The sequence below is a fragment of the Pseudonocardia zijingensis genome (assembly GCF_042657305.1).
GTDB lineage: Bacteria > Actinomycetota > Actinomycetes > Mycobacteriales > Pseudonocardiaceae > Pseudonocardia > Pseudonocardia zijingensis.
In genome coordinates, this window is sequence record NZ_JBHSKO010000020.1 from 50,459 (window position 1) to 62,948 (window position 12,490).

At 72.9% G+C, this 12,490-nt stretch carries 11 protein-coding genes and 1 pseudogene; 6 read left to right on the plus strand and 6 right to left on the minus strand.

What is annotated here, in order from left to right; translation table 11 throughout:
* Position 1: 1 nt before the first annotated feature.
* The 4 genes and pseudogenes from ACFPL3_RS30030 to ACFPL3_RS30045 form a co-directional block, all read right to left on the minus strand.
* Positions 2–694, minus strand: a complete 693-nt coding sequence (locus tag ACFPL3_RS30030) for a DsbA family oxidoreductase (RefSeq protein WP_343938549.1) — start codon at positions 692–694, stop codon at positions 2–4.
* Positions 691–3,468 (minus strand): cation-translocating P-type ATPase, encoded by a 2,778-nt coding sequence (locus tag ACFPL3_RS30035; protein ID WP_343938547.1) that lies wholly within the window; start codon positions 3,466–3,468, stop codon positions 691–693. Before ACFPL3_RS30035 ends, ACFPL3_RS30030 begins: the two co-directional genes overlap by 4 nt.
* A gap of 134 nt (positions 3,469–3,602) precedes the next feature.
* Positions 3,603–4,473, minus strand: a pseudogene (locus ACFPL3_RS30040) (DUF6544 family protein).
* 22 nt (positions 4,474–4,495) lie between these two features.
* The gene (locus ACFPL3_RS30045; protein ID WP_343938545.1) at positions 4,496–4,942 is read right to left on the minus strand and encodes a CBS domain-containing protein; all 447 of its coding nucleotides are present in this window, start codon (positions 4,940–4,942) and stop codon (positions 4,496–4,498) included.
* A gap of 527 nt (positions 4,943–5,469) precedes the next feature.
* On the opposite strand from ACFPL3_RS30045, the gene ACFPL3_RS30050 reads away from it, so the two are divergent.
* The 3 genes from ACFPL3_RS30050 (at position 5,470) to ACFPL3_RS30060 (ending at position 8,544) form a co-directional block, all read left to right on the plus strand.
* Positions 5,470–6,264 (plus strand): SpoIIAA family protein, encoded by a 795-nt coding sequence (locus ACFPL3_RS30050; protein ID WP_343938543.1) that lies wholly within the window; start codon positions 5,470–5,472, stop codon positions 6,262–6,264.
* A gap of 130 nt (positions 6,265–6,394) precedes the next feature.
* Positions 6,395–7,783, plus strand: a complete 1,389-nt coding sequence (locus ACFPL3_RS30055) for a wax ester/triacylglycerol synthase domain-containing protein (protein ID WP_343938541.1) — start codon at positions 6,395–6,397, stop codon at positions 7,781–7,783.
* A 107-nt stretch (positions 7,784–7,890) separates the two neighbouring features.
* Positions 7,891–8,544 (plus strand): response regulator transcription factor, encoded by a 654-nt coding sequence (locus ACFPL3_RS30060; RefSeq protein WP_343938651.1) that lies wholly within the window; start codon positions 7,891–7,893, stop codon positions 8,542–8,544.
* A gap of 303 nt (positions 8,545–8,847) precedes the next feature.
* Here ACFPL3_RS30060 and ACFPL3_RS30065 read toward each other — a convergent pair whose 3' ends face one another.
* The gene (locus tag ACFPL3_RS30065) at positions 8,848–9,381 is read right to left on the minus strand and encodes a DUF6292 family protein (protein WP_343938539.1); all 534 of its coding nucleotides are present in this window, start codon (positions 9,379–9,381) and stop codon (positions 8,848–8,850) included.
* Between the two features lie 279 nt (positions 9,382–9,660).
* On the opposite strand from ACFPL3_RS30065, the gene ACFPL3_RS30070 reads away from it, so the two are divergent.
* The 3 genes from ACFPL3_RS30070 (at position 9,661) to ACFPL3_RS30080 (ending at position 11,520) form a co-directional block, all read left to right on the plus strand.
* Positions 9,661–10,122 carry a CBS domain-containing protein gene (locus tag ACFPL3_RS30070; RefSeq protein WP_379589780.1) on the plus strand — a complete coding sequence of 154 codons (462 nt, stop codon included), beginning with the start codon at positions 9,661–9,663 and terminating at the stop codon, positions 10,120–10,122.
* A complete protein-coding gene (locus ACFPL3_RS30075; protein WP_343938535.1) occupies positions 10,119–10,976 on the plus strand; it encodes a universal stress protein in 858 nt (285 codons plus the stop codon). The genes ACFPL3_RS30070 and ACFPL3_RS30075 overlap by 4 nt, the downstream gene beginning before the upstream one ends.
* 205 nt (positions 10,977–11,181) lie before the next feature.
* Positions 11,182–11,520 carry a hypothetical protein gene (locus ACFPL3_RS30080; RefSeq protein ID WP_343938533.1) on the plus strand — a complete coding sequence of 113 codons (339 nt, stop codon included), beginning with the start codon at positions 11,182–11,184 and terminating at the stop codon, positions 11,518–11,520.
* A 24-nt stretch (positions 11,521–11,544) separates the two neighbouring features.
* Here ACFPL3_RS30080 and ACFPL3_RS30085 read toward each other — a convergent pair whose 3' ends face one another.
* Positions 11,545–12,003 (minus strand): pyridoxamine 5'-phosphate oxidase family protein, encoded by a 459-nt coding sequence (locus ACFPL3_RS30085; protein WP_343938531.1) that lies wholly within the window; start codon positions 12,001–12,003, stop codon positions 11,545–11,547.
* Between the last annotated feature and the right edge of the window lie 487 nt (positions 12,004–12,490).

Here is a 12,490-nt window from a genome sequence, read left to right on the forward strand (position 1 = left end):
CCTACCACCACGCCCGCGGTCTCGGCTTCGGGTAACGCGCGGGGTCGGGAAGGTCGGGATCGATCGGCGCGCTCCGCTCACTGATCAGGTCGGCGAGCCGGTGCAGTGCCCCGGCGCCCACGACGGGGCGGCCGTCCTCGACCAGCGTCGGCACGGCCTTCGTACCCAGCCGGGTCCAGCCGTCCCGCCAGGCCCGGATCCGCAGCCAGGCGCTGGTGGTGATCGGCCCACGGCTCGCGCTCACCGCGTAGCCGGACTCGCGCAGCGGATCCGAGGTGGAACGGCCACGCAGGATCGGGCCTGCCAGCCGCGCCCGCAGCACCTCCGGGTGACCGATGTCGGCACCGTCGACCCAGTAGGCGGCGAACAGCAGCCGGCGCACGTCGTCGGCCACCCCGGCGCCGTAGGCCTCCGCGTCGCCCACGACGGCGGCCTCGGTGTTCGGTATCAGGCCGGGTAGCTCCCAGGGCATCACCTCACCCGGCAGCAGCAGATCGGTCACCTCGGACAGTTCCTGCTTGAGCCGGAGGTGGTCGTCCTGGTCGAGCCGCCGCCCGGTCGGCAGGAGGTGCGGGTCGTGCTCCACGGCGCGCCAGTCGACGTGGACGCCAACGGCGGAGAGGGCATCGATCCGACCTCTGGCCAGATAGCTGTAGGGGCAGTTGAAGTCGCCGCAGAGGACCATGTCGGTCATCTCGCGTTCCTCTCGTTGATGACAAGGCTCGACTTCCTTCGTGACCACCACTTCTCGGTCGCGACGACGGGTACGACGACGGCCCCCGCGGCCGCCGCCAGCGCCCACTGCTGGATGCTCAGGTCCGCGGTGCGGAACAGCGCCTGCAGGAACGGCAGGTGCACGACGCCTGCCTGCAGCACCAGCAGGACCGCGATGCCCAGGAAGACGTACCGGTTCGAGGTCCAGCCGATGGTGCGCACGGGAGCGGTGAGCGTCCGGCACATCAGCAGGTAGAAGATCTGGAAGAAGGCGAGCGAGGTGACGGCGAGCGTCTGCGCCTGCGCCACCTCGCCGGTGCCGCCGGCGGCCGGCGCCACCAGCAGGAACAGCGCGATCGCGACCGCCGCCATGAGCACGCCCACGTAGGCGGTGCGGGCCACGACGAAGCGCGACAGCAGGGGTTCGTCCGGGCGTCGTGGGGGCCGGTCCATCGCGCCCGGTTCCTGCGCCTCGAAGGCGATCGGGAGGGCCAGCGACACGGTCGCCACCAGGTTGATCCAGAGGATCTGCACGGGTTCGATCGGTAGCACCGGTACGCCGCCGATGACGGGGAAGGCCAGCACCGCGACCAGGATGACCAGGCCCTCGCCGACGTTGGTCGGCAACGCGAAGGCCAGCGCCTTGACCAGGTTGTCGTAGACCCGCCTGCCCTCCTCGACGGCCGCCCGGATCGTGCTGAAGTCGTCGTCTCCGAGGACGATGTCCGCGGCTTCCTTGGCCGCCGCCGTGCCGGCGCGACCCATGGCGACGCCGATGTCGGCCTGCCGCAGCGCGGGGGCGTCGTTCACGCCGTCACCGGTCATCGCCGTCACCGCGCCGCCGTCCTGCAGCGCCCGCACCAGCCGGAGCTTGTGCTCGGGCGCGACTCGGGCGAACACGTCCGTCGTGCGGACCCGCTCCCGCAGATCCTCCTCGGAGCTCTGCCCGATCTCCGCCCCGGTCATCGGGGGTGCCTCGCCGGCGATGCCGAGATCCCGGCCGATCGCGGCCGCGGTCGCGGCGTGGTCGCCAGTGATCATCTTGACGCTGATGCCGGCGCGGTGGCATTCCGCGACCGCCTCGACGACCCCGGGCCGCGCGGGGTCGATCAGCGCGACGAGGCCGAGCAGTTCGAGCGCGGCGTCCTTCAGCGGATCGTCGTTCGGCGGATCGTCGTTCAGCGCATCGTCGCTGTGGACGCCGTCGGTGCGGGCGATCGCGAGCACCCGGAGCCCGTCGGCGGCGTAGGCGTCGAAGGCGGTGTGCGCAGCAGCCGCGGCGGCCGGGTCGACGTGGGTGAGCAGAACCTCCGGCGCGCCCTTCAGGTAGGTGACCACTTGTTCTTCGCCAACGGGAGCCGGGGTGCTCGCCATGTACTGGCGCTGCGAGTCGAACGGGAGTACGGCGAGCGGCCTGCGGTCGCGGAACAGGGCCTGCAGGTCGATGCCGCCGCGTTCGGCGGCGACCAGCAGCGCGCCGTCGGTCGGGTCGCCCAGAACCGACCGCAGGTAACCGTCGCCGTCCAGGTGGGCCTCGTTGGCGAGTGCGCCTGCCTCCAACAGCTGGCGGACGGCGGTGGCACCGTCCGGCGCCAGGCGGTCCGCTCCCCGCATCCGGCCACCCGCGGTGTAGCCGACCCCGTCGAACTCCACCTCGTGGCCCGTCGGCACCCAGGCCCGCCGCACCGTCATCTCGTTGCGGGTCAGGGTGCCTGTCTTGTCGGTGCAGATGACGGAGGTCGACCCGAGGGTCTCGACGGCGGGCAGCTCCCGGACCACCGCGCGGCGCCGAGCCATGCGCTGCACCCCGACGGCGAGGGCGATCGTCACGATCGCCGGCAGGCCCTCCGGGATCGCGGCAACGGCCAGGGTGATCGCGGCGAGAACCGCATCGGCGACCGGGTAGCCCCGCAGCAGGGCCACCGCGAGCAGGGCCACCGCGACGACGCCGATCACCTTCGTGATCACCGCGCCGAGCCGGGTGATGCTGCGGGTGAGGGGGGTCTGGGTGTCCTCCACGCCTGCGAGCAGTCCGGAGATGCGTCCCAGCTCGGTACGGTCACCGGTCTCGACCACGACCGCTTCGGCGGTGCCCGTCGTCACGATGCTCCCGCCGTGCAGCATCGACCGCCGCTCGGCCAGCTCGGCGTCGGCCTCGACGGCGTCCGCCGCCTTGTCCACGGGTACCGACTCGCCGGTGAGCGCGGACTCGTCCGCCCGCAGGCCGCGGGCGTTCAGCAGGCGCAGGTCGGCCACCACGCGCGCGCCGGCCTCGACCGAGACCACGTCTCCCGGGACGAGGTGTTCGGCGGGCGCCTGCGTCCACTGCCCGTCCCGCCTCACGGTCGCCGGTTCGGCGACCAGCCGCGCCAGCGCCTGGATCGCCCGGCCGGCGCGGTGCTCCTGCACGAACCCGATGAGGGCGTTGAGCACGACAACGCCGAGCACGACGGAGCCGTCGGGGATGTCGCCGAGTGCGAACGCCACGCCCGCCGAGATCAGCAGGGTGTAGATCAGCGGACTGGCCAGCTGGCGGACCAGCACGGTCCATGCCGACGGACCCTCCTGCCGGGTGAGCTCGTTGGGCCCGTACCGGTCCAGTCGCCGCCCGGCCTCATCGGTGCTCAGCCCGCCCGGGTGACTCGCCAACCGTTCGAGGACGTCCTGGGCCGGTGCCGCGTGCCACCCGGCCGGACCGAGGTCGGGGCCGGTGCCGGGGGCCGTGGGGCCGCCCGTTCCGGTTCGCTCGTCCATCGTCGTCCTCCCCCGCGACCGCACGGTCGGCCGCGAAGCGCCGACTCGGCTGGGTCGCGAACCGCCGCCACCACGGCGAGCAGCGGCACGGCTCCCGTTCCCCATGCCAGCAGCGGCAGCGCGATAGGGCGCCGTCACGGCGGGGGAATGTTGAACTTGAGGGTGTCGGGGGACAGCTCGGCGTAGCGGAACGGGCCGCCGCAGAGCTCCCAGATCGCGCACGCGCCGGTCATCAGGGGCCGCCCGTCCACTTCGGTCCAGCCCTCGACCGGGGTGCGCCACCGCGCCCGCACCAGGCCGTCCGGCAGGTCGGCGTAGCGGTCGTCGGTCCAGAACTCGCGCGGAGCGCCGTCCACGTCGAGCCGCACTCGCGCCGACACCGTGCGCCGTGATCGGTGAGCGCCACGTCGAACGATCCCCCGTCCGGCCCGGCGCTCCACGTCGTCGCCGGCCCGAGCAACATCGAGGGAGCCATCAGAACCGCATCGTTCAGCCAGGTCACCAGCTCGCTCGTGTCGAACCTCGGCCCGCCGCCGTGCACGACGGGGAAAGGACCGAGGAGGGTGCCCCGCATCCGCCCCCGCCCCGCAGGTAGGTGTCCCACCCGGTCATCGGCATGCCCATGACGTTCAGGCGCATCCGGAACAGACGTGCGGGTTCGCCGCCCGAGGAGTACTGCCAGGCCTCGCAGGGCGTCCACGAGCGATCCGCCGTGAGCCGGAACCGGCCGGTCAGATGGGCGCGCAGCGACCAGTCCCGCGGCCGGCCGAGCACCCCCATGAACCGCAGGTAGCGCTGCACCGGGCGCGGCAGCTGCTCGAGGTCGGCCTCGGTCACCGGCCGCCGGTCGGGCGAACCCGACGGCAGACCGGCGGCCCGTACTCCCCGCACGAACGCTCGTGGGGGTCGCCGTACGCCGGCCCGCGGGCCGAGCGCACCTCTGGTACCGGCCCGTCGGACCGCATCGGGGTCGGTAGGCGTGGCCCCGCGCCAGGAACCGGTCATCCGATCTCTCCCGAAGCGTCCCTCAGTCGAGGACACGGTCCTGGCGGGTGATGTGGCGCTGGCCGGTCAAGGACGCCGCTCCGCCCCTGGCGACCACCCGCAGCACGTCCCGCCGGCTGACGACCCCGACCAGGCGACCGTCCTCGACGATCGGTATCGACCTGATCGGGGCGTCGAGCATGGTCGACACGAGGTCGACCAGATCGTCGTCGGGCCGCATGCAGATGGGTGCGTGCGTCATGACGTCGGCCACCGTGGGCTCCGGCCCCTCGTCCACCGTCCAGCCCTCGGGCACGAACCGGCCACGCACCAGGTCGGCCTCGGTCGCGATCCCGATCACGGACCCGTCGTCGTCCACCACGGGCGCAGCGGTGAACCCGTGCGCCACCAGCAGTGCCGCCGCCACGTCAGCCGGCACCCGCGGCCTCAGGAAGATCGCCGGGCTGCTCATCACGTCACGTGCCCTCATCGGTCGCCTCCTCGGTCCGGCGGGCAGCCGTTCTGCCGAGAACAAGCGTCCGCCGCCACCCGCGTGCACCCCAGAGGACAACGACCCGGTCGGGGCCCCTGAGGCGACCGGGCAACCCGGGACCTGGGTCGATCGCGCGCAGGCCGTTCGACCGGCGCCAGCAGCACCACGGCCGGGCCTCTGCCGCACCTCGGCCTTCACCGAGATCGGGTCTCGAGCCAGATCACCGGGCGGTGCTCACCGGCGGTGCCGATCCCTCTGCCCGGCCGAGGTGGTTCATCGTGACCTCCGGCCGGCGCCGGCCAGGACGTCCGCCTCTGCCGGCCGCGACGGGACGGGGCAACGCTGAGCACGGCGATGACGACAGTTCACTGGATGTGACCGATGACCGACGTCCCCGGCGCGATGGGTCCTCTCACCCGAGCAGGTCGAGGCGGTCCTCGTCACCGTCGGCTCCCCCACCGACCGCAGGACCAATGGGTGCTGCGGGACGGGACCCGGGACATGGTCATCCCACACGTCCCGGGATGACGAGGAGACCATCGGGTGGAGTTGCGGTCGGACAGGAGGTTCAACTGATCGAGCGGATCGACGACATCCCCGCCGGGATCTTCGGCGTGCGGGCTGTCGGCACTCTGACCGCCGAGGACTACGCGAAGGTCGTCGCCCCGGTCGTCGACGACGTGACCCGCAACCGCAAGCGGCTTCGGTGCCTGGTCGAGGTCGGGCCGGACTTCACCGGAGTCACCCCGGCGGCAGCCTGGGAGGACGTCCGGCTCGGCCTGCGGGCAATGCGGGCGTTCGACGGATGCGCGGTCCTCACCGGCAACGACCGCGTCGCCGACGCGAGCCGGGTGGCCGCTTTCGTCATGCCGTGCCGGGTCAAGGTCTTCGGACTGGACGAGCGCACCGCCGCGGTCGAATGGCTCACCGACCTGCCGTCCGGGGCCGCCATCCGGCCGAAGCTCATTGGACCGGGTGTCGTCCTCGTCGAGGTCTCGGAACCGCTGCGCACGGCCGACTTCGTCCTCCTCGCCGAGATCGTGGACGGTTGGCTCGCCGAGCACCCCACCCTGACGGGACTGGTCGTGCACACCCGCCGCGTGCCGGGGTGGGCGACGCTGGGCAGCCTGCTGCGCCATGTCGGATTCGTGCGCGGCCACCACCGCCGGATCGACCGGCTGGCCCTGGCCAGCGACAGCCGCGCCGCCTCCGTGGCGCCGCGCGTCATCACGAGGCTGATCCACCCGGAGGTGCGAGCATTCGGCTACGACCGGCTCGACGACGCGATCGCGTGGGCAGGCCGCCGGGACGGCAGCTGACCACGTCGCTCACCCGATTGCCCGACAGGCCGCCCGGAGTGGGCCGGTATCCGGGCGAGGGGACTTCGGGCCCGTGCCGGGTTGTCCGACGGCCCTGGAGACCACGCCGGCCCCGGGGTGTGCTGCCCATGTGGAAGGCGGGAACGGCGGCCCGATCGAGCGGATCGCGCCCAGCGACCTGGTCACGCTGGCGATGGATCGCAGGGGGCGGACCCCCGAGCACCTGGGTGCGGTTCTGGTGCTGGGCGCCGGAACCGACGTCGTGGCGGTGGAACGTGTGATCGCCGAGCGGGCGCGTCTCATCCCCAGGTTGTGCCAGCGCCTGGTCAGGGTCCCGCCCGGATGCGGGAACCCGGTGTGGATCGACGACGCCGACTTCGACCCGTCCCGCCAGATGCGGCGGGTGCGCTGCCCGCACCCCGCAACCGAGCAGGAGCTGCTGGACCTCGCGGCCGCGATCGCCACGGAGCCGTTACCGCGTTCCCGGCCCCTGTGGATCTCGACGATCGTCACGGGCCTCGCGGATGGAAGGATCGCGCTGGTCATCGTGCTGCACCACGTCGTCGCCGATGGGATCGGCGGGCTCGCGGTCCTGGACCGCCTCGTCGACGGGGCTGCGGTCAGCACCCAGTCCCGGGCGTTCCCCACCCCTCGACCGGCGCTCGCCCGCCTCGCCGCCGAGGCCGCCCGAGCCCGACTGCGCAGCCTGCGCCGCTTCCCGATGGTGCTGCGCGCGCTGCGCGTCTCGCTCGCCGCGGGAGGCGGGATGCATCCACGGCCCGCTGCGCCGTGCTCACTACTGCAGCCCACGGGCTCGCGGCGGCGCTTCGCAGTCGCCCGTGCCGACCTCGCCGGGCTGCGCGCCGCGGCCCACCGCTACGGCGGCACCGTCAACGACGCCATGCTCGCCGCGGTGGCGGGCGCTCTGCGCACGGTGCTCGTGCAACGAGGCGAGCGGGTCGAGACGTTCCGCGTGGGCCTCATGGTCGCGGCGAGGCGGTCGGCGCCTGCGGAGGCACTCGGCAACTCCACGGCGCCGCTGCTCGTCGACGTCCCGAGCAGCTCTGAGCCCGAGGCGAGGCTGGCCGCGATCGCGGGGACGGTCCGGGCCCGGCGGGACTCGGCAACGGGCCCCGCCCCGGTCGCGCTGATCGCGCCCCTGTTCCGGGCGCTCGCCGCCCTCGGGATCTACCGGTGGTACATTGCCCACCAGCGGCGGCTGCACACCCTGACGAGCAACGTCCGCGGACCGGACCGGCAACGTCGCGTCGCGGACGCACCGATCGAGTCGATCATCCCGATCTCGGTGGGCGAGGCCGGGAACATCACCGTCGGCTTCGTCGCCCTGTCCTACGCCGGTGTCCTCGTGGTCACCGTCACCGCCGACCCCGACCACGCCCCCGACCTCCCCGCCATCGCGACGGCTCTGCAGGACGAGCTCGATGCGCTCGTCACGGCGGCGCGCGCCGAGGGCGGCGAACGGGCCGGCGAGGCCCCGCACGATGACGTGGCGGGCTGAGCCCGGACGCCATGGACCTCCGGCCCCCTATCGGCCGAACGCGGCCGCCTGGGACCGAGCCGCCGGGTTACCGTTTCGGGGCATTCCTCGAGACGAGAGGCATCGGTGTGACCATCTCCGTGTTCCTGCTCGACGACCACGAGATCGTCCGGCGCGGCATCGCACAGCTGCTCGAGTCCGCGGACGAGGTCACCGTCGTCGGCGAGGCCGGCACCGCCGCGCAGGCGGTGGCCCGCATCCCGGCGCTGCGCCCGGACGTGGCCATCCTCGACGTCCGCCTTCCCGACGGCGACGGCGTCAGCGTCTGCCGCGACATTCGCTCCGCCGTGACGCCACCCCCCGCGTGCCTCATGCTCACCTCCTACTCCGACGACGAAGCCCTCTTCGGTGCGATCATGGCCGGCGCCTCCGGCTACCTGCTCAAGCAGGTCAGCGGGGTCGACCTGCTCGGCGCGGTCCGTACTGTCGCGGCCGGCGGCTCCCTCCTCGACCCCAAAGCGACCGCGGTCATCCTCGAACGCCTCCGCCGAGGCAACGAACCCGTCGATCCCCGTTACGAGTCCTTGAGCCCCCAGGAACGCCGCATCCTCGGCCTCATCGCGGATGGCCTCACGAACCGCCAGATCGGCGCCGAGATGTACCTCGCCGAGAAGACCGTCAAGAACTACGTTTCCTCGCTGCTGCACAAGCTCGGGTTCGCCCGCCGCACCGAAGCCGCCGTCTACGCCGCCGAGATGCGCAAGGGCGGACACGAACGCTGACACCTGTGTTCGTCGCACCGCGCTCGGGAGCGGGACGGCCTCCTGCGCACTCCGACCGATCGGGCCGAGCACGCCGGCGTCACCCTGCTCGCGGTGACCGAGCCCCACCGGCGCCGGGAGCTCGTCGACGCCATCGCCACCGCAGCGACCACGCAACGAACCGAACCCGGGTACGCCAGCGAACTGCGGATGTGGACATGCATCATCCGGGTCGGAGGGCCGGCGTCCGGCGCGGATCCGCCACAGGTGCCTCGCCGGAACCTCGTCGCGAACGCGGAGCGCCCGCGGCCGGAGACCACGCACTCACCCGCTGGAAAGCCACCGGTGCGCCTCGGGTAGCGCATGGCGGGCAAGGGCGGCGAGAACCCGGATCCGCCGGTTCCCGCGGCGGCTGTCGTGTACAGCGTCCGCCGGGTAGACCATGCCGGCGTCCCGGCCCGCGGCGATGTCGGCGACGAACGCGGCGACCGCGTCGGGCTCCGGCACGGTTTCGGGGTGGAGATATCGCCGACTCGTGCCCGAGCCGACGCCGATGCCTTCGCGGACGGGGTCGCGCAGCAGTGCCGAGCAGCCGGACCGTTCGTCCCAGCGCAGCGCGATGCTCGAGAAGCGTTCTGAGAACTGGATCAGTTCCAGGTCCAGCGAGCCGGCCAGGGTCGGGTCCTGGGCCGGCCCGATCCGCAGGCGGGCCTCGGCGATCCGGCGGCGCTCCAGCACGTGGGCCACCGCAGAGAGATAGCCCGTCACGAGCAGGTCCAGGGTGGCTCCTGACAGCTCGCGCCCGTGCTGCTCGAGCCCCACCTCCACGCCGCTGCCTGCACAGTCGGTGTCGCTCACTGCTTCCTCCCGGATTCGAGGTTCCGGCTGCCTCCGCTGCGACCGGGCACACGGCCGAAGCCCGGCACCAGGGTGCGGCCCGGATGCGGCCGGTCACAGGGGCGAACGTCCCAGGATCTCCGTCTCTGGTGTTGCCGGGATCCGTGCACGGCGAGCTCGTGGGCCTTTCGACCCGCTGCGCCCGGTAACGTGCCGCCGCGCCGACCGGGCCGTCCGCCTCTGCACGGCGTACGCCGGGGACGCCACGATCGAGGTCGTCCTCGACGAGAAGAGCAACCGATGTCGCCCGACGCCCGGCGCCTGGCCGCGCCGCCCGAAGCCGATGACGACGACCCTCGCGTCACAGGGCTGATGACCACCCGGATCCTCGGGATCACCGCCGACGCCGACCTGATGAGCGCGCTGCGGCTCATGGCGGAACGCGGTGTCCAGCACCTGCCCGTCTTCGACGGGCCCCGCTGTTGCGGCCTGCTCTTCGAGATCGACATCGTCGAGCACCTCGCGGTCGGCGAACCCGCCCAGCGCTCGACGGGCCCGATCGCTCACCTCGTCCGCCCCGCGGCCGCGGTGACGACGGCGGCTCGACGATCCGACGTCGCCCGGGCGATGCAGGAGACACGGCTCGACGCCGTGCTCGTCACCGAGCACGGCCGGCTGGCCGGGATCGTGACGACGACCGACGTCATCGCCTCACTCGCCTCGCCGGCGGCACAACACCCGTCAGGCGGAGACACGTCGTGACCGCGGACGCCGTCGTCGTCTACGCCGAGCCATCCCCGGTCGGCCACCGGGCCCTGCGCTGGGCGGCCGCCGAAGCACGCCGCCGGCGCACCGCCCTCCACATCGCCCTGCCGGGACGGGCCCCTGTCGACGACTCGTCCGGGCGCGCGGCGTTCGCCGACGCACTCGCCGCGGTCCGCAACGCCGCACCCGGGCTGGCGGTGCTGGAGCACTCCCGCACGCCGCTCATCGACACGCTGCAGACGCTGTCCGCCGATGCGGCGATCGTGGTGGTTCCCGCGACGCTCGACGACCTCGCCGCCGTCGTCACCAGGTCTTACGCCGCGGTCGCGGTCGTGCCCCGGGTCACCCCGTCACCAGAGGCCGAACACGGACCCGTCATGCTCGCCGTGGCGCCGTGGACACCTGAGCATGTCGTCGAGCTCGCGTTCGAGATGGCGTCGCAGCTGCGCGTCTCCCTTCTCGCCGTACGCGCCTGGACCGATCCGGTGCTCGACCTCGGCAGACTCCGGCCGGAGCGGATCGCCGAGTGGGACCGAACCGAGCAGCGGGTGCACCGCGAGCTCGACATGTCGCTCTCCGCGTGGCGCGTCATTCATCCGAATGTGGCCGTCCAGGTCGCCACCGTGCAGGACAGCGCGTCGGAGTTGCTGGTCACGTTCTCCCACCGCGCCCGGCTCCTGGTGCTCGGCCGTTCGACCCGCGGCACCCTCCTCGGCGGGATCGCCGAATCGCCCATGACCGCACTGCTTCGTGCCGCACGGTGTCCGATCCTGGTGGTGCCGCCCGACGGACCGCCCCGAACCACCTGGCTGCCCAGCCGCGAGCGCGGATGGGCGTTCACCGCCTGGTGAACCCGGTGCGCCGGGCGGGAGCGCTGAGCCATTCGGGGCGCAAGCAGGCTGCGACGTGCCCGAACGGTCGATTGCATTGCCATCGACGGCGCGCGAACGTCAGACCCAGAGGTTGATGCCGCGACAGGTTCGCGGCGACGTGTCGTCCCGGTCCCCGGCGACTCGTCGGCCTGTGTGGTGAACGGGAGCGATGAGGAGAAGGACGATGCTCCAGTGGGATCAGGCCAACGAGCTCGAGCCGTCCAGAGCACCATCGGGGAGTCGATCCGACGACGGTCCCGCCGGAGCGGAAACCCCGCTCACCGGCGTGCTGCAGAACATGACGAACGACCTGTTCGCGGCCGCTCTCCAGGCCCACCTGGCGCTGCAGGTCATCGGCCAGGACGCCGAAGCGGCTCCGCGCTTGCGTGCCGTTGTGGCACACCTCGACCGGGCGGTCGCCGATCTCCGGCTCACGAGCTACGCCTGCTCCTGCGGGGGGGACAGCGAGCGGGTCGACCCGGCGGCCTTGCTCACCGGTCTGACGCTCGTCGCCAAGGTCTGACGCGCTCCCGGCAACGCGTTGGTCTCAGTCCGGCCGGGGGGAGGACATCCCGGCGAGGAGGCTCGGCGCTGCGCCGCTGGGACGGAAGATCCGGCGACCCGACAGCACCTGCAGCGGCAGGCGCACCACGACATCCCTCCGCTGCGGTACCCACAGCTCGGGCCCCGACTCCGCGAGCTCGGTGAGCCGCTCGGGGTCGCAGACCTGGTACGCCTCGCCCACGCCGAGGACGCTCCACCCGGTGCGGGTCGCCAGGTCGAAGTCGTCGACCTCGAACGCCACGACCTTCCCCGGGACCATCGTGGCGAGCCGGCCACCCCGCGCGGTCCGGAACACCACCTCCTCGCCGTCGAGGACGTAGTTCACCGGTAACGCCGCAGGCAGCGCGGCCTCGCTGAACACCACCCGACCCACACGCTCGGCGGTTAGAAGCCGCAGGCAGTCCGCCCGCTCCAGCTCGGCCAGTTCGGCGCTCGACTGCATCGGAACGACCCTTCTGCTCGCATCGCCGACAGCATGCACGGTGCCCGGACGAGGGACGGGAGGCCATCGGTCCTGTTTCCCGCGCAGAACGCCACCAGCGAGACGGGCCGGGTGCGCAGTGAGGGCCCCGCCGATCGGCAGGGGACGGGTCCTTTCGACCGGGCCCTGCCGGCCGGGCGGCGCACGCCGTCGCGGGCGGTACGAGCACGTCACGCGCCAGACGGTGACCGCCCGTCTGGCCGGCTGCGAGCCTGCCGAGCACGCGAGCCTGCCGGCCCCGATCTCGCCTCGGGGCTGTGCGGGTCCGGCGGGAGGACGAAACAGGTCCCCGCGCCGGCCCTCCCGAGCGCGAGGAGCGCGGACTCGTCGGGGAGCCTGGCCGTCCGCCACGAGTCAGCGCGGGCCTGAAGGATCCCCGGCGTCCCGGCCCAGTGGCCCCACGAAGCGGGACCTGCGCCTGCTCCCGCGCGATGCCACCCGGCGAGAG